Here is a 20,504-nt window from a genome sequence, read left to right on the forward strand (position 1 = left end):
GAGTCGGCATGAGTGGGTTGGGACTGTCCTTGATTGGCGCCGGACGTGGCGAGCCCGGTGGGCCGACCTTCACCGGCTGGAATCCGGCCGAGGGCGTGGCGTTGGAGCCGCGCTACCACGCGGCGCGGCCCGAAGAAGTCGAGCGGGCCTGCTCGCTCGCGGCGGCCGCGGCGCCGTCGTTCGCGGCGCTGTCCTCGCGTCAGCGCGCCGTGTTCCTGGAGCACATCGCGGAGGCGCTCCTCGCCGCCGAGGCGGACTTCCTCGCGGTGACGCCGAAGGAGACGGGCCTCCCCGTCGCCCGCATCCAGGGCGAGCTGGGCCGCGCGGCGGGGCAGTTCCGTCAGTTCGCGAAGCTGCTCGAGGAGGGGAGCTGGGTGGACGCGCGCATCGACCGCGCGATGCCCGACCGCAAGCCCCTGCCTCGCGCGGACCTGCGCTCCATGCTGCGCGCCGTGGGCCCCGTGGCCGTGTTCGGCGCGAGCAACTTCCCGCTCGCGTTCTCCGTGGCGGGAGGTGACACCGCGTCCGCGCTGGCCGCCGGTTGTCCCGTCGTGGCCAAGGCCCACCCCGCGCACCCGGCGACCTCCGAGCGCGCGGCGCTGGCCATCCGCGCCGCCGTGGCCGCGTGTGGCCTGCATGAAGGCGTGTTCTCCCTCCTCTTCGACGCGGGCACGGAGGTGGGCGCGTCCCTCGTGCGTCACCCCGCCATCCGCGCCGTGGGCTTCACGGGCTCGCGCGGTGGAGGTCAGGCGTTGATGGCGCTGGCCGCCGCCCGGCCCGTGCCCATCCCGGTCTTCGCGGAGATGGGCTCCATCAACCCCATCTTCATCCTGCCCTCCGCGCTGGCCTCGCGTCCGCAGGCGATGGCGGATGCGCTCGCGGCGTCCATCCTCCAGGGCGCCGGACAGTTCTGCACGTCGCCTGGGTTGCTCGTGGCCGTGGAGGGCCCGGGGTATGAGGCGTTCCGTGAGCGCCTGGTGGAGAAGCTCGGCGCCGCGCCCGCCGCGCCCATGCTGACGCGCACCATCGCGGAGCGCTTCCGCGAGGGCGTGGGCCGGCTCGCAGCGCGCTCGGACACGCGGACGTGTGTGAAGGGTGAGTCGCAGGCGGCGCGCGGGGCCGCGGCGCTGTTCGAGGCGGAGGCCACCCACGTCCTCGCCGAGCACGCGCTCACCGAGGAGGTCTTCGGCAGCTGCGCGGTGGTGACGCGGGCTCGCGATGTCGCGGAGCTGCTGCGCGTGGCGTCCCAGCTGGAGGGGCAGCTCACCGCGACGGTGATGATGGACGCGGCGGATGAGTCGCTCGCGGCCGACCTGCTGCCCACGCTGACCGACCGCGTGGGGCGTGTGCTGATGAACGGCGTCCCGACGGGCGTGGAGGTCTGTCCAGCGATGGTGCATGGCGGTCCCTTCCCCGCGAGCTCCGATGGTCGCTTCACCGCGGTGGGCACCGGTGCCATCCGGCGCTTCGTGCGGCCCGTCTGCTTCCAGGATGTGCCGGACTCCCTGCTCCCACCCGAGCTGCGCGCGGAGAACCCGCTGAGCCTGTGGCGCACCGTGGACGGGGTGCTGAAGCGGGAGTGACTCCCAGGGGGCTCATGGGCCCACCCGGGAGTCACCGGTCACCGGTTACGGCGCCGCGTCGAAGCGAGCCTCCAGCTTCACGCCCGTGTACGGCGTGCGCGCCTTGACCATGACGTGGAAGTAGTTGCCGGCGCGGGGCGACGGGATGGCCACCGTCTCGTCATTGCCCGCCAGGTACGGCCGGTAGTCGTACGCCGTCGTGGTGGGCCAGGACACCGCGCGGATGTAGAGGTCCGCGTTGCCCGTGCCGCCGCTGATCTTGAAGCTCAGGTTGCGCGCGCCCTGGGGCACCCAGAGGTAGAAGTACTGCGCGTCGCCCGAGGCGAACGGGCCCCGGTAGCAGCCGTTGCCCAGCACCTGCGGGTTGGGGTCCGTGCAGGGCGTGCCCGTGCCGGGGCCCGGGTCGGTGCCGCCGCACGTGCTCGGGTCCGTGGCGGTGGCGACGCAGTCAATCCACGTGTGGAACTCCGCGTCGCGCGACGTGCCGAACGCGTCCAGCGACTGGCGGTACCCGGTGTAGTTGCCCGCGCGGAACTGGCCCAGGAAGGTGTTCACCGTGCTGGCCTGCCGCTCGAACATGAAGCGCACCGCCAGGTAGCCCCAGTAGTACACGCGCTCCGTGCCGCTGTTGTAGTCGTTGCGCAGAATCTGGCTGAGCTGGAAGGCCTTGGTGGTGCCCAGCTCCACCGCGTCCGCGTTGTCGTTCTTCTTGGAGATGTACTCGCCCAGGCCCTCAATCCACCAGATGGTGGGCTGGCTGACGCTGTCGCCGAAGCCGCCCTTCATGTCGAAGCGGCCGTCCAGGTAGTGGACGTACTCGTGCTCCAGGTTCCAGATCTTGAACTCGGGCCGCACCCACTCCGCCTCGTACGCGATGAAGCGCGCCTGGTTGCCGGACGCGGCCGGGTCGCCTTCCAGGTACATGCCGCCGTTGTTGGTGTCGATGCCGAACAGCGCGCCGGCGTACGTCTGGTAGTCGGAGCTGCTGTCGAAGATGACCATCTCCAGGGACGTGTTGTTGTCGCTGGCGACGGGGATGCGGTTCGTCTTGAGCTTGTCGTGGAAGTAGGCCTCCTGCGTGGCGAGCGCGCCGCAGCTCTGCGTGAGCTGCGCGGCCGTCATGTCCTGGGCCCGCATGCGCAGCGTGGCGCCGCAGTTGTGTGTCACGCTCAGCACCGCCTGCTCCAGCGCGCGGCGGAAGTCACAGATGCCGTAGTACGTGCAGTTGCCGTTGTCGTAGTAGTCGGCCATCTCCGCCGCGCCCACCCAGACGCCCGCGGTGGGGCCCGTCATGGAGTGGTTGGCGATGAGCGCCTTCACCTTGGGACGCGTCTTGGTCTGCACCGCTCCGGGGTACTGGAGGAAGCGCGCCATCTCCCGCGCCGCGTTGATGACGAGGTACTGGTGGTCGGTGCCCAGCAGGCTCTCGTGGCGCAGGCCGAAGGAGTCCAGCGAGTCGATGACGGACGTGTCCACCTGGATGGCCGCCACGAAGTCGTCGTTGTAGTGGCCGCGGAACAGGCCGGTGAAGACGTTGTTGGTGGCGCTGCGCATGTACCAGAAGGACAGCGCGGTGGCGTTGAAGCGGTCCAGGAGCCCCTTGAAGGTGCCCAGGTGCTGCGCGTTCTCGCTGGAGCTGTCGATGAGGATGACGAACTCGCTCAACACCGCGCCGTGGTCATCATTGACATCCCGGAAGTGGCTGTTGGCGACGAAGGCGTTCAGGGCCGGGCGGATGGCGTTGCGCAGCGCGGTGCCGTAGGCACCCACGACGTCCGGGCTGTAGTACTGGACGTAGTATCCCGCGCGCAGGAAGAGGATGAGTTGTAGGGTCTGGCTGCTGTTGTTCCCCGCATATCCCTGAGCGCTCGTGGTGAGCGCGTTGGCGATGGTGACCATCTTGCTTTCGATGAACACCTGGCGAGCGAGGGTCCCGGTGACGCTGAACAGCGTGTTGACGCAGTCGCTCGTGGAGCCCTTCACCAGGGTGACCAGCGCGTTGCCGCTGGCGGCTCCGAAGGCGGCGGTGTCACAGGCGGCCGCGAGCGAGGCACGGCGAGGCGCTGGAGGGGTCAGCGCGTCGCGGAGCTGCTCGGGGGAGAAGTGGGGTGCTCGTTCATCGGGCTGGAGCCGCTCGTGGGCGTGCGACTTCTCGACACCGTGGATGCGCCGCGCGGACTCGGAGGGAGGGGGACCACCGGGGCGAGCGTCAGCTCCCAGTGCGAACAGCGTGAGGCAAACGGCGAGGACACTATGACAGCGACACGCATCCGTGATTGGACTGTGCATGGCTTCGGACTCCTCGGTAGCGGGGGGCTGCTACACGGTGTCGCGCCGTTACGAGACACCGACGTGGGTTTCACGTGGAGTTCACGGTATTCGTGAGCAAGTTTGACGTTCTTGTGTCTTTCCTCCGTGGAGACGTATGGAAACCACCAAAAAACGCGAAACCCAGGAACAATGGAGAGTTCGATTCATGGGACGCGTGGCGAATCCGCTCTTCGCGGAGGAGCTGTTCGACCGGGTGCCGGACATCGTCTTCTCGGTGAAGGACATCCAGGGCCGCTACGTGTGTATCAGCGAGGCCTGCGCCGAGCGGTGTGGGCTGAAGAACAAGGCGGCGGCGGTGGGGCGCACCGCGCACGAGCTGTTTCCGCAGCACATGGCGGACCGGTACGTGAGACAGGACGAGAAGGTGTTCCGGACGGGACGCGCGCTCGTCGACAACCTGGACCTGACGCTGTTCAACAACCGCAAGCCGGGCTGGTGTCTGACGAGCAAGGTGCCGTTGTTCAACGCGTCGGGCGAGGTGATGGGGCTGGCGTGCCTGTCGAAGGACGTGCATGAGCCGGGGCGCGAGGGGCTGGTGGACGAGCGCTTCGCGGCGACCATCGACCACATCCAGGCGCACTATGGCGAACGGCTGCGCATCGACGCGCTGGCGCGCCGGGCGGGGATATCCGCGGCGCAGTTCGAGCGACGCATGCGGCGCATCTTCCAGCTGTCCGCCGGGCAGTTCATCATGAAGACGCGCATCGACGCGGCGGCGGAGCGACTGGTGGAGGACGCACAGCCCATCGCGGCCATCGCCCTGGCGGTGGGCTTCTGTGACCAGAGTGCGCTGTCGCGACAGTTCAAGCAGGTGACAGGGTTGAGTCCCCGTCAGTACAGACAGCTCGTCCTGGAGACCCCGGGTCCGCTGGCCACTCGACGGAAGCGGGCGGGTTGAAAGGAGGGGGTCCTCCCCAACGCCTCGCGGATGTGGTGCGCTCTCCGGGTCCATGAGAGCGACCTCCCTTCCCATTCCTCCCGTGGTGTTCCACGTCCTGGCGCTGGTGTTCTTTGGCGGCTGTGCGGCGTGGCTCGTCCAGGAATCGCAGATGTTGGGAGGCCGCCGAGGGTGGATGGCGGTGGCCGTCGCGGTGGCCTCGGTGGGGGCCGCGCTCCTGTCGCTTTCGACGTTGGTGGCGCTCCTGCGGGCTCGGGCCCTGGTGGTGTTGGGTATCCGGGCGCCGGTGGGGGCCTATCTCCAAGCGCTCGCGGTGGTGGGGTTGCTCGTGCTCCTGGGCGTGCACCTGGTGTACTCGGGGACGCGGCCCGCGCTGGGCAGCTTCTGTCTGGGGTTGGCGGTGTGGCTGGGGGCGCTGGGCCTGCACCTGGTGCCCGGGCTGTATCTCGCGCAGGACGGTTTCATCGACCTGTTGGGCAGGCGCACGCGCTTCTCGGAGCTGGAGTGGTTCTCGCTCCAGAAGGGCGAAGGTGCGCCGCCGCGCCTGGTGCTCCAGGTGGGACGGGGCACGAGCCTGCGGCTGGAGGCGCGGCTGACGCAGGACGCGGTGGAGGGGGTGAAGGGGCGGCTCATCCAGGCGGGACTGTCCGCCAGGACGCAGGGGCGCTGAGCGCTACTTCTCCTTCCACGGGTCTCCGCCCACGCCGAAGGCGACGAGGTGGAAGGGGTCCTCTCCGCTCAGGTTCACCAGCCCGAGTCCCGGCACGGCGGCGGACCACTCCGCGGTGGTGCCTCCTGGGAAGGAGTACTCCATCACCTCCAGGACCTTTCCCGAGACTGTCACTGTCTTCTTCTGGAGGAAGCGCCCCTGTCGTCGGGTGGATGTCTCGTCCTGGAACGGACGGGAGGTGTCGCGAGGCTTCTCGCCTGGGAGCGTTGCGCGCACCAGCAGGAGACTGCTGGCGCTGAAACGTTCGCCCTCGACGAGGAATTGGATGGAGGTGCGCCCCAGGGAGGGAACCTCCACCACCAGGTCGAACCATCGGCCGCGCTTGCCTTGGTGGCGTCCGGGTGCGCCCACCTTGATGATGAAGCGCGCGGGGCCGTCCGAGGAGACCGCCTCATAGCGGGCCCAGCCTCCCTCGCGCACCACGAGGGGCAGCTCGGGCAGCCCTTGCGGCGAGGCCACCTGGGATTGCAGCAACAAGGCAAGCAGCGAGAGCAGGGCGGTTCCCATCATCGTCGTCCTTTTCGTGGAGGGCTTCGGCAAACCCAGACATGCCCTGATAGGATTGCGCCATGCCCCGCCTCTCCACCGTCCTGGGTGTGTCGTTCCTGCTGGCCGCCGCATGCACCGACTCGCGGCGTGGTGAGAAGGACGCGGGCGCCGAGCTCGGCCTGGTTCCGCTGCCGCCTGTCGCGCCGCCCGACACCTCGCGCGCCGTCGAGGAAGACGCGGGGACGCTGGCGCCAGATGCACCTGTCGTCGTGGACCCGTCCCGACTTCAGGAGGCTCGGGCGCTGATTCCCGCGCCGCTGCTGTATGGCGAGTGGCGCCCTGTCGTGGGCACCTGGGTGGAATACGATGTCATCCAGCACGAGCACCTGGCGCGCCTGCGGGTGGCGCTGGTGGGCGAGTCGAAGCGGCGGGATGGCACGACGCTGTACCAACTGGAAATCGAGCACGACAAGGGGTCGGGCGCCTTGGTGGTGCTGTGGCTGCGGGGTGGCGCGCGTCCGTTCATCGAGCGGCTCGCGGTCACCGCGCCGGACTACACGCCGCTCTCCATTCCGGTGGACCTTCACGTCGACCAGCCCGAGCTGAGAGGCACTCTTCGCGAGGAGAAGGACCTCGAGGTGAGTCATGGCCTGTTCCCGGGCAAGGTCCACAGGCGCACCTTCCAGCGGGAGACGAACTCGCCCGTGGTCGTGACGAGCACGGAGCGAGCACCCCTGTTGGGCGTGACGTCCATCCGAGACCCGGAGGCGACGTGGACGCTCGTCGCGACGGGCACGGGGGCGAAGCCGTCGCTGGACAAGGTCCCCATCGCTGTTCCTCGCGTGCCTGGGCAGTAGCGACGCCTAGCCCAGCGGATAGCCGAGCACGACGTAGAAGCCGCGCACGTAGATGGTGTACGCGGCGAACATGTCCGGCGCGAAGGTGGCGATGCCCATCGTCGCGAGGAGGAGCGCGGCCATCAGCAAGGTCAGCTCCGTCAGGGCCTGTCCTCGCGTCCGGGGTCGACGCAGCCAGCGAGAGGCAGAAGTCAGCCAGCCATTCATGGTCCACGCTCCTGGGCCGCGTCGACGTACTCGATGACCCCGGTGACGAGTGTCTCCGGTGCCTCCGAGTGCGTCATGGGAGAGAGGGAGAGCGAGATGCGCTCCCCGGGTTTCTGGAAGTCGAGCAACTCCACGCCCTGGGGCTCGGTGCGCGAGTCCTGCTCGACGTAGCCGCGCTGTTGGAACTGCCGACGGTAGAAGCTCGCGAGCGAGGCGGGCGTGCCCTGGGCCACCTCGGTGACGGTGGTGTTGCCCAGCGTGGGGCCGGGGTTGCGGTCCTCGATGTGCATCATCGTCGTGGCGCCGGGGGCTCGTGGCAGCACGGTGGGCGCCTCGGCCTTCAGGTGCATGCCCTCCGGGGTGTCGATGATGGAGGGGAAGACCTGGGTGCGCTGCGGGGTGCCGCCGACGCCCACGGTGGTGACGGCGATGAGCGCGCCTCGCTTCGCGTCGTAGTAGCTGATGGCGCCACCGCCCGCGCCGTCCGGCTCCGTGGCCGTGCGGTGGCCTTGTCGGTGGAACTCGCGGGCGTAGAACTCCATCACGGCTCCGGGCGCGTCCGTCGTCTCGAAGTACGCCATCTCCGTGGGGTTGCCGTTGGCCTCCAGCCGTCCCATGGGAATCGTCTTCGCGCGCGGATAGACGGGGATGAGGCCCAGGAAGCGCTTCGACATGGGCTCCGCGCTCGCGGGCGGAGCGAGGAGGGTGCCCGTCGCGGGAGGCGGCTTGGGGGGCGTGGGAGGCTCAGGGGGTGGCTCGCGGAGCGTGGCCGCGCTGGCCACGAGCAGCAGCACACCGCCCACGCCCAGGACGCGTGTCACGGCGCCTGTCCGGTCCTTCAGCCGCTTCATCACTTGTCCTGGCCGTGGTCCAGCCCCCGGCCCTCCGAGCACGCGAAGTCGCCATAGGTGAAGTAGTCCTCGCCCTTGTTCTTGGAGAGGGCGTACTCGGACTCCGGCAGCTTGGATTGCGTCGCGCCTTGGAAGAAGTCGCCTCGGCAGTTGTAGGCGCGCATGGGCCAGTTGAAGTGCCCCTTCTCCGACGAGGCCCTGAGCCCGCGCTTCTCCTTGATGACGTCCGGCTCGCAGCTGTCGTAGCAGGCGCGCTTGTCGTTCTTCCAATAGGCGGCGAGCAGCCTGTCTCCCGGGACGGTGCGGGTGTCGTTGCGTCTGCGGTTGCGGTCGCGCTCCTCCCACACGGCCTTGTACTCGCCTGGGTCGGTCACCTTCCGGATGAGGACCGAGTCGCGCAGGTAGTCGGACTTCAGGGGGAAGTCCAAGCCGAGCACGGAGAGCACGGCGCCCACCGCGTCCAGCACGCCGCCCTCCGAGACCAGGCCCGCATAGGCAATCTTCTTCACGCGCGCATGGGTGAGTTCCTGGACGCGTGGATACGTGTTGCCGGGCGCATCTCCGGGGCCCCAGGTCCGCCACGTGTCGTGGACCAGGAAGAAGGACTCGCGAAGGCGCAGGTCGAGGCGGTCATCGTCGAGGCCGCTGGCGAGGAAGGCGAGCTGCGAGGGGATGATGCCGTTCTCGATGTGGACCTCCACCTGCGCCTGGACCGCGCCCTTCTTCGGGTCCAGGCCCATGGCCTTCGCCACCAGGCCCGCGGTGGAGCCCAGCGCGCCCAGCACCTTGCCCAGCACCGCCTGCACGCCACCGCTGCTGCCACGCTCCGAGAGGGACTCGGTCTGGAGCGGGGCGTCGGTGTCCTGGGCGCTCACCGTGAGGGTGAGGCGGTTCTTGTAGCCCAGCCCCGACGGCAGGCGCCCCGTCCTGGTGGCGCCGTCCAGGTCCTGATAGCGCTCCTGGGCCTCGGTGGCGATGCGGTTCACATCCGACCGCACGGTGCGCTCGAAGGCGACGTAGCGCGCGAGCTCCGCGGCCTTGAGGCGCACGTGCTGCACCTCCCAGAAGTACTGGGCCCCCAGGACGAGCAGAATCATGACGGGCGCCAGGATGGCGAACTCCGTGGTCGCCGCTCCTCGCGGGTGCCCGCGCGTGCGGCCTCGCTGCTTCACGACGTCTCGAGTCGCCATGGCCAGCTCCATCAGTAGTTGAGGGCGTCGGCGAAGTCCGACTGCGCGGTGTGCAGCCCGGGAATCACGTTGCGCAGCGCCTGCTCCTCCCAGTGGGTCTTCGCGGGGGCGAGGCGGGCGGTCCACAGCGGGTTGAAGAAGTTGGGCTCCTCCTGCCAGTCGCCGGGGCGGTGGTAGATGGCGCGGCCCACCGAGAGGGCCATCATGCCGCCGGTCTGTTCGCGGAAGTTCTCGGCCCGCTTGCCGTTGCCGCCCGCCAGCGCCCAGGTGATGTCCAGGAACCCGCCTCGGACGTTCGTGCTCGCGTCATCGAGCTTGCCGGAGCGGGAGTCGGTCATGAAGCCGTCGCCGCCCCGCAGGTTCTCCAGGTGGAAGGGCTGCTTCGGGCTTCCCGCCCCCTGGGGAATCATGTCCTTGGACAACACGGTGACGTTGCACGGGTAGCTGAAGTGGTTGTGCCACGGGTCGACGAAGCTCGTGTCCGCCGTGAAGAAGGGCGTGAGGCCCATCCACTGATGGTGGTCGTTCGTCTTGCGGTTGCCGTAGGTCTGGTGGAAGCCCCCCTGGTTGTCCGCGGCGGCGCGGAAGTTGACGTTGAGGATGTCCTTCCAGCCCTTGTTCGGAAACAGGGGGTTGTACGAGAGCGTGAACTGGATGCGGATGTCGTCGGAGGCGTAGAGCTGGTCCCGGCGGTTGTCCTCGAAGTCCTCGTCGAAGCTCTTGACCTGGCTGTCCGCCACCTTGTTGATCTTGATTCCAGGCAGGTACGGGACGGTGATTCCCAGCGACCACTTGCGGCCGATGAGGAGGAGGTTCTTGCCGACGGCGGTCCACTCGCGCCGCGCGCCGTTGACCAGGTTGCCCATCAGCAGCCGGTACTTGGCCATGTCGGGGTCGGACAGCTTGTTCTTGTTCTTGTTCAGCAGATGGGCGCGCTTGGTGAGGCCCGTCGGGTCCAGCAGGTCGAAGCTCTCGGCGCGGCTCGAGGGGCCATCGTCGATGACGTGCAGGAAGTTCTTCATGTTGGCGGCGTTGAGGCTGGGCTTGCCGCGCAACACATCGAGCGGCGCCCCCTTGCTCATGGAGGCCCCGGGTTTCGCGCGAGGGTCCGTGCCCCGGAGCGTGTCCGCGCTGGCCGTCAGCATCAGGTCCTTCAGCGTCCCCAGCATCATGGCTTCTTGTGCGAGCCAGAGCGCCAGGTTGAGGAGCGAGAGGAGGGGGATGAGGACCCTGGCCACCCCCTCCACGGCGGCCTTCCAGGCTTTGATGACCTGTCTGACGGCCGCGAAGACGGCGCCGATGCCAGGGATGTACTGCGCGACGGACGCAATCTTCCCGATGGTCATGTCCAGGTACAGGGCATGGCTCACGTACGACATGAAGGTGAGCATGGCCGAGTAATGAACGACCATCGCGCGGTTGGTGTAGGCCAGGAAGTTGTAGGCCCGGGCCTCCTTCACGGCGAGGGAGTACGCCTGCGCGTCGGCGGCGTCCTGGAGCTTTATCTTCTCGTAGACGCCATGGCCGATGCTGACCGAGGCCATCACGGTGACGGCGAGCACGAGCATGGCCACCGCGCCGATGACCAGGGCCTGGCCTCGCTCGTCCCGACGCAGCCTTCGCAGCAGAGAAAACATGGTCACCCTCCGCGAGCCAGACGGCTCAGCCGTCGACAGCGCACCGGCCGGGGCCGGTCTCGTCGTTGTTGAAGAGGTTGGACTGCATGCGCATGGACCAGGTGGCGACCAGCGGCATCACATAGCGGCGCTTCGTGCCGCCCAGTTGCGCCAGCGAGACGATGCGCGCGTGGTCCGCGTCCTTGCTCCGGCCCTGGTTCTGGAGGTACCGGGTGGCGGACTCGCCCCCCACGCGCTGGTTCTCGAACTGGAAGCCCTTGAGCTGGTCCAGGTACTCGCGGCCCAGGTAGAAGCTGTGGAGCTGCCAGTTGGCGAAGGGGATGCGCAGCTCGTAGAAGTACGTGAGCCGCACGGAGAGCAGGTTGGCGTCGATGACGCGGTCGTCCCGGACGTCGTCGTAGTCAATCTCCCGCGCGCTCATCTGCGAGCCGTAGGTGCCGAAGAGCTCCTCCAGGTCGCTCTTGCTGGGATTGAGCACGTCCACCCGGAACAGGGGCAGCCCCACGTCCGTGTAGAACGTCTTCATCAGGCGGGAGGAGAACAGCCGCTGGCTGAACTTCTTGTGCACCTGGACGGCGAAGTCCACGGTGTCCACGCGGCCACTCTGGCCCGGCAGCGGCGGCAGCGTGGGCAGGAGCGAGGCGAGCGCCGCCTTCTCCATGAGCATGCAGTCGCCGTGGTTGACGATGCCAGCCCGCACGGCCCGATAGGCGCCGTACTCCGTCATCAGCCGGGCGTTGTGCACCATGCCCAGCTGGATGATGCCGAGCACCATGAAGACCATCATCGGCGCGATGATGGCCGTCTCCACGGCGGCCTGTCCGGACTGTCCGGAGAAGACTCTGGGTTCGCTGTACGAGTGCATGGCCCTCCTCGGGCACGTCTTGCTGCACCCCCGGCCCTCGCCACCCGCTTGCAAATGTACCCAGAATCCAAGGACGACCTGGCTGGAATGGAAACGATGCTTGTCATGTGAAGTCGCGACGATTTCCGAAAACGGCAGACAGTGGTTCATGCAACATCGTGGCAAGTACGTAAGACCCCTCCCGGGCCTGGAAGGGATTCCAGGCCGCGGCCGACGGGCCCCGGTTCGGAGGGACCCGTCCCAGCGGACGATTGTCAGATGGTGGAAAGCAGGCCCGGGACGGATGCGTGGGGACGGGAGGAGTGTTGATAGGGTGACGTGCGCTCCATGTCTCTGTCCGAGGACTTGTTCCAAGGAGAGCTCTCCTCGCAGGTCTTGGAGAACCTCCCCCAGCTCGTGTGGATGAGCCGTGCCGACGGGCACCACATCTATTTCAATCAGCGCTGGTACCGCTTCACGGGGCTGACGCGGGAGCAGTCCGTGGGAGAGGGCTGGCGCAGGGTCATCCACCCGGATGACTTGGGTGCGGCGAGCGACCGGTGGGCCCACGTGCTGCGCACCGGTGAGCTCTACGAAGTGGAGATGCGCTGTCGCCGGCATGACGGGACGTGGCGCTGGATGCTCGTCCGAGGCAACCCGCTCAAGGACGCGGACGGACGCATCCTCCAATGGTTCGGCACCGTGACGGATATCGAAGAGCCCAAGCGCGCCTCGGAGTCCATGCGCTTCCTGGCGGAGGCGGGGGCGCTCCTGTCCTCGTCGGCGTTGGACTTGGAGGGCACCCTGATTTCGCTCGCGAAGCTGGTGGTGCCCCAGCTGGCGGACTGGTGCTCGGTGGAGCTGAAGGAGGAGGGAGGCGGCTCGCGCCAGGTGGCGGTGGCCCATGTGGACCCCAGCCGGGTGCGGCTGGCGGAGGAGGTCCGCGAGCGCTACCCGCCGAAGCCGGATGACCCGTACGGCGTGGGGGAGGTCCTGCGCACTGGCACGCCCGTGCTGATGGAGACGATATCCGAGGAGGTCCTGTCGGCCGGGTCCTGGGGCGCCGAGCACCTGCGCATCCTGCGGGAGCTGGGGCTGCGCTCGTCGATGGTGCTGCCGCTGAAGGCGCGAGGCCGCATCCTGGGAACCCTCACGCTGGTGACGGCCGAGTCCGGACGGCGCTTCGGCCCGCAGGACCTGGCGCTGGGTGAGCAGCTCGCGTCGCGCGCCGCGCTGTCGGTGGACACCGCGCGCCTGCACCGCGAGACGCAGGTCGCGCTGCGCCGCAGCCAGGAGGAGCGCCGCACCGCGCAGACGCTGCTGCGCATCGGCGCGTCGCTGGCCTCGGAGTTGGACCCGGGCGTGCTCGTGCGGCGCATCCTGGATGAGACGGTGGCGCTCACCGGCGCGGAGTTCGGCGCCTTCCTGGAGAATCGCGAGGAGGCGGGGCCTCGGGACGGAGAGCGGCTCGATGCGCTGAGCGGGGCGTCCTCGGAGGTGCTGGCCTCGCTGGCCAGGCCCAGGGACATGGCCCTGTTCGGCCCCACCTTCCGAGGCGAGGGGACGCGCTTGTATGACGACGTGACGCGGGACGCGCTCGTGCCGGAGCCCGCGGGGCTGCCTCCCGTGCGAGGCTTTCTCGCCGTGCCCGTGAAGGGGCGCTCCGGCGAGGTGCTGGGCGGGCTGTTCTTCGGGCACTCGGAGCCTGCGCACTTCCGCGAGCCGCATGTGCGGCTGGTGGAGGGCGTGGCGGCGCAGGCCGCGGTGGCGCTGGACAACGCGCGCCTGTACCGCGACGCCCTGCAAGCCGAGGAGCGCTTCCGCTCCCTGGTGACCGCCACCTCGCAGGCGGTGTGGGTGACGCCGCCGGACGGCCTGGTCGCGGAGGACAGCCCTTCATGGCGCGACTACACCGGGCAGACCTTCGAGGAGTGGAAGGGTGAGGGCTGGTTGAATGCCATCCATCCCGAGGACCGGGCGGCGGCGGCCCGGGCTTGGCGGGCCGCGGTGACGGACGTGCGCCCGTATGAAGTGGAGTGCCGGATGCTCCGTCCGGATGGCTCGTACTCCCCCACGCTGTCGCGCGCGGTGCCGGTGCTCACCTCGGATGGCGCGGTGCGCGAGTGGGTGGGGACGAACACGGACATGACGGCGCAGCGCCGCGTGGAGGAGGGCCTGCGCCGGCTGGACCGGGAGCAGCGGGCCCGGCGGCTGGAGGCGCTGCGCGCGGAGGTGAGCGGCGCGATGGCGCGCGAGGGCTCGGTGAGTGACATCCTCCAGAGCTGCGCGGAGGCGCTGGTGCGCAACCTGGATGCACAAGTGGCGCGGTTGTGGCTGTACTCGAGAGGCACGGCGATGCTGGAGCTGGTGGGCAACGCGGGGCCGTCCGCGCCGCCTCGGGAGAAGTGGGCGCGGCTGTCCATGCACGGGCCCAGCCTGGTGGCGGAGGTGGCGCGCACGCGCGAGCAGGTCTGGGTGGAGCCGCTGGGCGAGGACCCTCGCGTGCTGGACAGGACGTGGGTGCGCGCGCTGGGCGTGCGCTCGTTCGCGGGGATTCCCTTGCAGGTGCGCGGGCAGTTGGTGGGCGTCATGGGGCTCTACAGCCGCAACGCGCTGGGCGAGGACGCGGTGGCGGCGCTGGCCACGGTGGCGGACGCGCTGGCGCAGGGCCTGGAGCGGCGCCGCGCGGAGGAGTCCTTGCGGCAGCGCGCGCGGGAGCTGGCGCGCTCCAACGAGGAGCTTCAGCAGTTCGCCTATGTGGCCTCGCACGACTTGCAGGAGCCGCTGCGCATGGTGGCAGGCTACACGCAGCTGTTGGCCCGGCGCTATCAGGGCAAGCTGGACGCGGACGCGGACACGTTCATCCACTACGCGGTGGACGGCGTCGCGCGCATGCAGCGGCTCATCCAGGACCTGCTCGCCTATTCGCGCGTGGGCACGCAGGGGCGGGAGCCTCGGGCGGTGGACGCGGGGGCGGCGCTGGAGCGGGCGAAGGCCAACCTCCAGGTGGCGCTGCGCGAGTCGGGCGCGGACTTCCAGGTGGGGCCGCTGCCGGTGGTGCTCGCGGACGAGACGCAGCTGGTGCAGCTGTTCCAGAACCTCATCGGCAACGCACTCAAGTTCCACGGGGCCGCGCCGCCTCGGGTGGAGGTGGGGGCGGAGGTGCAGGGCGCCGAGGCGCGCTTCACGGTGCGGGACTGGGGCATCGGCATCGCGCCGGAGGACTCCGAGCGCATCTTCGTCATCTTCCAGCGCCTGCACGGCCCCGAGGCCTTCGCCGGGACGGGCCTGGGCCTGGCCATCTGCAAGAAGATCGTCGAGCGCCTGGGGGGGCGCATCGGCGTGGAGTCGCGACCGGGTGAGGGGAGCACGTTCTGGTTCACCCTCCCCATCGCTCCCGGGGAAGGCGAGGCGCCCGCATGAGCGAGATTGGCACGGTGGAACGTCCGCTGCGGCTGCTCCTGGTGGAGGACAACCCGGGGGACGCGCTGCTGCTCCAGGAGGAGCTGCGCGAGGTGGGCACCACGCACTTCGAGGTGCTGCACGTGGAGCGCCTCGCGGAGGCGGTGCGCGTGGTGAGCCAGGAGGGCCGCGTGGACGCGGTGCTGTTGGACCTGTCGCTGCCGGATGGGCACGGGCTGGGCAACATCCCGCCGCTGCTCCAGGCCGCGCCGTCGGTTCCCTTGGTGGTGCTCACCGGCACGGATGACGAGCGTCTGGCGGTGCGCGCGGTGCACGAGGGCGCGCAGGACTATCTGGTGAAGGGGCAGGTGTCGGGCCCGCTGCTGGTGCGCGCGCTGCGGTATGCGATCGAACGCAAGCGGGTGGAGGAGGGCCTCAAGCGCGAGGAGGCCGCGCGGCGCACGGCGGCGTTCCGCGAGCAGTTCCTGGGCATCCTCGGGCATGACCTGCGCAATCCGCTCCAGGCCATCTCCGGCAACGCGTCCCTGCTCCTGCGCCATGGGGGCTTGAGCGAGCCGCAGCGCAAGGCCATCAACCGCATCTCCATCTCCGCGGACCGCATGGCGCGGATGATCAACGACCTGCTGGACTTCACGCGCACGCGGCTGGGCGCGGGCTACGTCCTCGACCGCGCGCGGATGAACCTGCACGAGGTGCTGCGGCAGGTGGTGGAGGAGCTGGAGGTGGCGCATCCCCGGCGCCAGTTCGAGCTGCGGCTGATGGGCAACGGCTGGGGAGACTGGGACGCGGACCGCATCGCCCAGGCGGCGTCGAACCTGGTGGGCAACGCCGTGCAGTACTCGCCCGAGGACACCACCGTGCGCGTGGGCGTGGCGGACGCGGAGGACGGCGTGCGGGTGGAGGTCCACAACTGGGGCCTGCCCATCCCCGCCGAGCGGCTGACGTCCATCTTCGACCCCTTCGTGCGCGCGCAGGACCTGCGCGGCGCGCGGCGCCAGGGCCTGGGGCTGGGGCTCTACATCACCCACGAAATCGTGCGCGCCCACGGCGGCCTGCTGGGCGTGTCGTCCTCGTCCGAGGCGGGGACGTGCTTCTGGCTGCACCTGCCTCGGCAGTACGTCGTCCCAGGGCCCGTCGGCTGAGCGGGCGCGCGCCCGAGGGGCCGCGTGTCCCCGGGGCGGCCGGGCTGGGGGCCCCGCTCTCCCGGATGGCGGAGGGAGACCTCATCTTGGAGGCGTGTCTTCCACCGCGCCTCCCGAGTCCCGTCGGAGGGCCCAGCCCGAGGTCTCGCGATGACCATCATCGGTTCCGCTCTTGTCGGCACGCTCCTGTTCCTCGCGGCCATCTTCCTGGTCATCGTGTTCGGCGCGGCCGCCAACAAGTGGGGCAACGAGGCCCGCGAGCTGACGGAGCGGGAGCAGCGCAAGGGCCTCCTGGACGACGCCCCCATGAAGGGCCGCGATGATACCCGGGGCGGTCCCGGGCCCCACGTGCCCACGCCCGCGTGACGGTGCGCCTCAGAGGGGCCGCGGGCTGTAGTAGCGCCGCAGCCAGCGGCTCAGTCCGTCCAGCCCGGGGAAGAGCACGCGCTCGGTGACGTTGGCCTGGTCCAGCTTGTCGCGCACCTCCCACTTGAGGGCGGCGGGGATGATGAGCCGGCGCACGCCCTTCTTCCGCTTCGCGAGGAAGGTGTCCAGGCGCAGCTCCGGCCCGTTCATCACCGAGAAGAGGGCGAACTGGTTGATGATGCGCGCGTCCAGCGAGGGCGGCTCGAAGAAGAGGACGAAGGGGTGGTCCGTCAGCCGGTCCAGCTCCGGGATGGCGCCGGCCACCTCCGCCAGCATGTCCCCGGTGAAGACATCCGCGCCCTCGCGCCGCAAGAGCGCCTTGAGCGGACGAGGGAGCAGGCGGTTGGTCTCGCGGTAGTCCACGCACCACACCACGCCGTCCTGGCCTCGCAGCTCCGCGTCCTCGGTGAGGAAGTGCAGCGCGACGTAGGGACTGAAGGTCCAGTCGAGCATGCGCGTGGGCAGGCCGTGGTGCTGGGCCAGGGCCAGCCAATCCCAGACGGAGTCCAGGGGCTCGTGCGTGGTGCCTCGCGCGTACTTGCGGAAGGCGCGCAGCAGGTCGCGCTCCTGGCGGATGAACATGCCCTGGCGGTTGAGCGCGGTGGACAGGTCATGCTCGACGAAGGGCATGCCCCGGAAGACGAAGCTGGAGCGGTGACGCCCCAGCTGCTCGTTCCAGGAGCCCGCGAACAGCGCGTCCTGGAGCTCCAGCCACGTGGTGACGCGGTGCTCTCGCATGAGGAGTGACCCGCCCCCAGAGGCGCCGGGTCGCGCGTCACAAGATGGGGCGCCCCGGTCCGCCCGGGAAGCGGTGTCAGAAGGGAGAGGTGTTCCCGGCCGCCTGCGCGAGGGGACGGCTCGTCTGGGTGAGGCGGTGGAGGATTCGCGACAGCTCGTCCGCGGCGAAGGGCTTGCGCAACAGGCACACCGCGCCCTCGAAGACGGGCAGCTCCTTCTCCAGTCCGGTGGTGAGCACCACGGGCAGCTCCGACAGGCCGCGCTGCGCGTGCAGCATCCGGATGAGGTCCTGTCCCTCGATGTCGGGCAGGAGCCAGTCGAGCACCAGCACGTCCACGCGAGGCTCGGTGAAGAAGGCCTTCAGGGCCCCGAAGCCGTTGTCGCACGCGACGACGCGGTAGCCCTCCTGCTCGATGGCCTCCGCCACCATCTCTCGAAGCAGGGCGTCATCCTCCGCGAGGACGACGACGGGACGCTGGGACATTCAGGAGGCTCACGAGTCCGGAAGGAAGTCACGGGCGGCGCGCGGGTCCGGGCTCCCTTGTCGCCACCGTGGGGCAAGAACCCGGGAGTCCCCCGCGCTTCGTCCCGGACTTCCCGTGCGCGGGCTCCCCGTCCGGAGGCAGGGAGCCCGGTGGACCAGGCTAGGGCCTGCCCGGGTCCGCGGGCTGGTTGAACGCGTACTGGTCCGCGCCCGGCGCCGCGTCCTGCTGGAACAGGGGGCACTTGGCGCAGGTGAAGCTGTCCCAGTCCTCGCGCACCGCCTCGTCGATGCAGCCCGCGTAGAAGCGGCAGTGCACGTTGCGGTGTTCCTCGACGCTGAAGGACTCCGCGCGCATGGGCAGGCGGAATTCCGTGGGACGTGGTTGTGGACAGGACATGATGTCTCTCTTGCCCCCCTCCAGGGTGCGTTGAGTCGTCTACCGGCTGTTGCGATGCGTCATTCCCGTGCGGGCCTCAGGGCCCCAGGACACGCGGTGGACGTCATAAGGACGGCGACGGGTCCTCGCATCGAGCGCCCCCAGGGCCGCCCGAGGGGCGAGCCGCCGGTCACCCCCGGGAGTGTCTCCCTGGCCAACAGGGGCCTTGGGAGCGGGGGAGGGTGTGTCGGCCATGTGAACACTTCACCCGGTGGGTCTTTTTCCCGAAGATGGGAAGCGTGTTCATCCCCCCTCGTCCCCCTTCTCGTCCCTCTTTCGTGAATCCGCGTGGCGCGCTGGGCGCGCTGGCCCTGGCTTCGCTGCTTGCCCTGACGGCCTGTTCGGCCTTCTCGCGAGCGGTGAAGGAGGGAGACGCCGCCAGCGACCAGCAGAAGTGGGCGGACGCGGAGGCGGCGTACCTGCGCGCGCTGGCCGCGGACCCGGAGGCGTCCGAAGTCACGGTGAAGCTGCGCGAGGTGCGCAAGGCGTGGAGCCAGGTCGTGCTGGAGGAGGCGCGGAGCGTGCGTGTCTCCGGGGACCTGGACGGCACCATGAAGCGGCTGGTGCGGGCCCTGGAGCTGGACGCGGACAACGCCGTGGCGCGGGAGCTGCTGGGCACGACGCTGGATGAGCGCGTGGCGGTGGGCCTGGCGGCGCTCAAGGAGGACAAGCTCCAAGAGGCGCGCGTGGAGCTGGACGCGGTGCTGGCGGTGGCGCCGGACCATGCGGGCGCGAAGAAGGGCGTGGACGCGGTGCAGGTGGCGTGGGCGAAGCGCTGGTTCACGACGGGCGACGGGCTGGAGAAGGCGGGCAAGCTGGGCAACGCGCTGGTGGCCTACGTGCGCGCGGACCAGGAGCGCGTGGGCGCCACCGCGGCGCGGGAGCGGGCGGAGGTGGTGCGCGCGAAGCTGCGCGACGAGGTGGCCTTCCTCGTGGTGGCCACGCCCGTGGAGGACCATGCGGGCGCGCCGGACGTGGCGCAGCGGCTGGGCGCGGGACGGCTGGCGTCGGTGCTCCCCACGCAGCTCCCCCTGCGCGTCGTCACGGAGGCCCCGGAGGGCCGCGAGGGCGTGAAGCTGGACCTGTCGCTGGAGCGGGTGCTGCCCCTCAAGGCGATGGAGGAGGCGCAGCGCTCGCACCGCTACCTCGCCGGGAAGATGTCCGTGCCCAACCCCCGCCGCGCTGGCTTCGAGACGAAGCTCCTCCAGGCCGAGCGTCACCAGGAGGAGGTGGACCGCAAGCAGGCCGCGGCCCTGCGCGAGTACCTGCGATTCCAGGCGGAGCTGACCACGCTGCGCGAGGGCGCCGAGCGCTGCCGCGACCGCGAGCGCCGTGAGTGCCTGGACGCGCTGCGGGAGTGCGGCGAGGCCGCGATGGATGCGAAGAGCCCCGGCCAGCTCCCCAGCGACTGCAGCCCCGCGCGGTGCGCCAGCGGGCTGTGCGCGAAGGAGGAGCAGTTGCTCACGCAGAAGGTGTTCGCGGTGAAGGAGAAGGAGAAGCAGCTGGAGGCCGCGCTGGAGCGCGCCGAGACGCAGCGCGTGGACGTGCGGCGCCACCGCGACACCGTCTTCCGCGAGCCCGTCACCGTGGAGGAGCCCATGTATTCGGACTTCGTCTACGACGTGCAGATGCACCGCCTCACCGTGACGGCCTCCGTCACCGCGGTGATGCGAGACCTCCTCAAGTCGCAGGTGCCCGCGCCGCGCACGGAGGACTTCGCGGCGACGCACGAGGACCTGGCGCACAAGGGGTACGACCGGTACGGCGTGCTGGCGGACCCGGTGCAGCTGCGCAACGAGCTGGAGCTTCGCGTGGAGGTGGGGGACAAGGCCGTCGCCGACCTGGCTCGCCGCGTGAAGGAGCGCTTCGACGAGTACCGGGGCAAGCGCGTGGAGGACGCCCGCCGAGGAATGGTGCGCCCCGGCGCGGAGGACGTGGTGGAGACCGCCGTGCGCGCGCTCCTGCTCACCGCCGACGCGCCCCCGCCCGACATCCTCCAGCCCCTGGCGCGGGCTCGCGGCCTCAACCGCCCCGAGACATTGCTGGGCCTGTAGTCCGGCCTGACCCGCGACAGTTTGCGACGGGGCTGTCCTGTTTCAGGACGTCCCCGACACCTGTTCGTAAGTCACTGAAACATCACGGCACGTGTTTCAGAATGGAAGGAGACTTTACGATTCCGTCACGGAGCCTGGAGTCTTGGTGCTCCGAGGATGTCCGGATTTTCTGGAGTATTCTGAG

The 20,504-nt window shown here is 69.7% G+C and carries 18 protein-coding genes; 8 read left to right on the forward strand and 10 right to left on the reverse strand.

The features are described from left to right. The first annotated feature begins 8 nt into the window (after positions 1-8). On the forward strand, positions 9-1,583 hold the full coding sequence (locus tag MYSTI_RS03965) for an aldehyde dehydrogenase (NADP(+)) (RefSeq protein ID WP_015346408.1): 1,575 nt from the start codon (positions 9-11) through the stop codon (positions 1,581-1,583). Positions 1,584-1,628: 45 nt separating this feature from the next. Here the strand turns inward: MYSTI_RS03965 and MYSTI_RS03970 are convergent, their stop codons facing one another. Next, positions 1,629-3,872: a M9 family metallopeptidase gene (locus MYSTI_RS03970; protein ID WP_015346409.1), complete on the reverse strand. Its 2,244-nt coding sequence runs from the start codon at positions 3,870-3,872 to the stop codon at positions 1,629-1,631. A 187-nt stretch (positions 3,873-4,059) separates the two neighbouring features. Between MYSTI_RS03970 and MYSTI_RS03975 the strand changes: the two genes are divergently transcribed. Then, the gene (locus MYSTI_RS03975) at positions 4,060-4,812 is read left to right on the forward strand and encodes an AraC family transcriptional regulator (RefSeq protein WP_015346410.1); all 753 of its coding nucleotides are present in this window, start codon (positions 4,060-4,062) and stop codon (positions 4,810-4,812) included. A 52-nt stretch (positions 4,813-4,864) separates the two neighbouring features. Next, positions 4,865-5,482: a hypothetical protein gene (locus MYSTI_RS03980; protein WP_015346411.1), complete on the forward strand. Its 618-nt coding sequence runs from the start codon at positions 4,865-4,867 to the stop codon at positions 5,480-5,482. Between the two features lie 3 nt (positions 5,483-5,485). On the opposite strand, the gene MYSTI_RS03985 is transcribed toward MYSTI_RS03980, so the two are convergent. After that, positions 5,486-6,052: a hypothetical protein gene (locus MYSTI_RS03985; protein ID WP_015346412.1), complete on the reverse strand. Its 567-nt coding sequence runs from the start codon at positions 6,050-6,052 to the stop codon at positions 5,486-5,488. Positions 6,053-6,111: 59 nt separating this feature from the next. On the opposite strand from MYSTI_RS03985, the gene MYSTI_RS03990 reads away from it, so the two are divergent. Beyond that, positions 6,112-6,888: a hypothetical protein gene (locus tag MYSTI_RS03990; protein ID WP_015346413.1), complete on the forward strand. Its 777-nt coding sequence runs from the start codon at positions 6,112-6,114 to the stop codon at positions 6,886-6,888. Between the two features lie 6 nt (positions 6,889-6,894). Here MYSTI_RS03990 and MYSTI_RS03995 read toward each other — a convergent pair whose 3' ends face one another. From MYSTI_RS03995 to MYSTI_RS04015, 5 genes are read right to left on the reverse strand one after another with little or no spacing between them, the layout of a single operon-like run. Then, on the reverse strand, positions 6,895-7,095 hold the full coding sequence (locus MYSTI_RS03995; RefSeq protein ID WP_015346414.1) for a hypothetical protein: 201 nt from the start codon (positions 7,093-7,095) through the stop codon (positions 6,895-6,897). Further along, on the reverse strand, positions 7,092-7,946 hold the full coding sequence (locus MYSTI_RS04000; RefSeq protein WP_015346415.1) for a hypothetical protein: 855 nt from the start codon (positions 7,944-7,946) through the stop codon (positions 7,092-7,094). The genes MYSTI_RS03995 and MYSTI_RS04000 overlap by 4 nt, the downstream gene beginning before the upstream one ends. After that, positions 7,946-9,136, reverse strand: coding sequence for a TadE/TadG family type IV pilus assembly protein (locus MYSTI_RS04005; RefSeq protein WP_015346416.1), 1,191 nt, complete (start codon positions 9,134-9,136; stop codon positions 7,946-7,948). The genes MYSTI_RS04000 and MYSTI_RS04005 overlap by 1 nt, the downstream gene beginning before the upstream one ends. 11 nt (positions 9,137-9,147) lie before the next feature. Beyond that, positions 9,148-10,773, reverse strand: a complete 1,626-nt coding sequence (locus tag MYSTI_RS04010; protein ID WP_015346417.1) for a TadE/TadG family type IV pilus assembly protein — start codon at positions 10,771-10,773, stop codon at positions 9,148-9,150. Between the two features lie 25 nt (positions 10,774-10,798). Further along, entirely contained in the window at positions 10,799-11,638 is an 840-nt protein-coding gene (locus tag MYSTI_RS04015) for a TadE/TadG family type IV pilus assembly protein (RefSeq protein WP_015346418.1), read from the reverse strand. A 327-nt stretch (positions 11,639-11,965) separates the two neighbouring features. Between MYSTI_RS04015 and MYSTI_RS43635 the strand changes: the two genes are divergently transcribed. The 3 genes from MYSTI_RS43635 to MYSTI_RS04030 all read left to right on the forward strand — a co-directional run bounded on the left by MYSTI_RS43635 (position 11,966) and on the right by MYSTI_RS04030 (position 16,548). Further along, positions 11,966-15,040, forward strand: coding sequence for a GAF domain-containing protein (locus MYSTI_RS43635; protein ID WP_015346419.1), 3,075 nt, complete (start codon positions 11,966-11,968; stop codon positions 15,038-15,040). Continuing rightward, a complete protein-coding gene (locus MYSTI_RS04025) occupies positions 15,037-16,182 on the forward strand; it encodes a hybrid sensor histidine kinase/response regulator (protein ID WP_015346420.1) in 1,146 nt (381 codons plus the stop codon). Before MYSTI_RS43635 ends, MYSTI_RS04025 begins: the two co-directional genes overlap by 4 nt. A 150-nt stretch (positions 16,183-16,332) precedes the next feature. Continuing rightward, entirely contained in the window at positions 16,333-16,548 is a 216-nt protein-coding gene (locus MYSTI_RS04030) for a hypothetical protein (protein WP_015346421.1), read from the forward strand. 9 nt (positions 16,549-16,557) lie between these two features. On the opposite strand, the gene MYSTI_RS04035 is transcribed toward MYSTI_RS04030, so the two are convergent. The 3 genes from MYSTI_RS04035 to MYSTI_RS04045 all read right to left on the reverse strand — a co-directional run bounded on the left by MYSTI_RS04035 (position 16,558) and on the right by MYSTI_RS04045 (position 18,227). After that, positions 16,558-17,346, reverse strand: a complete 789-nt coding sequence (locus tag MYSTI_RS04035; protein ID WP_015346422.1) for an FRG domain-containing protein — start codon at positions 17,344-17,346, stop codon at positions 16,558-16,560. Between the two features lie 76 nt (positions 17,347-17,422). After that, positions 17,423-17,830: a response regulator gene (locus tag MYSTI_RS04040; RefSeq protein ID WP_015346423.1), complete on the reverse strand. Its 408-nt coding sequence runs from the start codon at positions 17,828-17,830 to the stop codon at positions 17,423-17,425. A 160-nt stretch (positions 17,831-17,990) separates the two neighbouring features. Further along, on the reverse strand, positions 17,991-18,227 hold the full coding sequence (locus MYSTI_RS04045; RefSeq protein WP_015346424.1) for a hypothetical protein: 237 nt from the start codon (positions 18,225-18,227) through the stop codon (positions 17,991-17,993). Between the two features lie 269 nt (positions 18,228-18,496). Here MYSTI_RS04045 and traC point away from each other — a divergent pair, with 269 nt between their 5' ends. Continuing rightward, positions 18,497-20,320 (forward strand): outer membrane exchange accessory lipoprotein TraC, encoded by a 1,824-nt coding sequence (gene traC / locus MYSTI_RS04050; RefSeq protein WP_015346425.1) that lies wholly within the window; start codon positions 18,497-18,499, stop codon positions 20,318-20,320. Positions 20,321-20,504: the final 184 nt, after the last annotated feature.

The organism is Myxococcus stipitatus DSM 14675 (assembly GCF_000331735.1).
Classification (GTDB): Bacteria; Myxococcota; Myxococcia; order Myxococcales; family Myxococcaceae; genus Myxococcus; species Myxococcus stipitatus.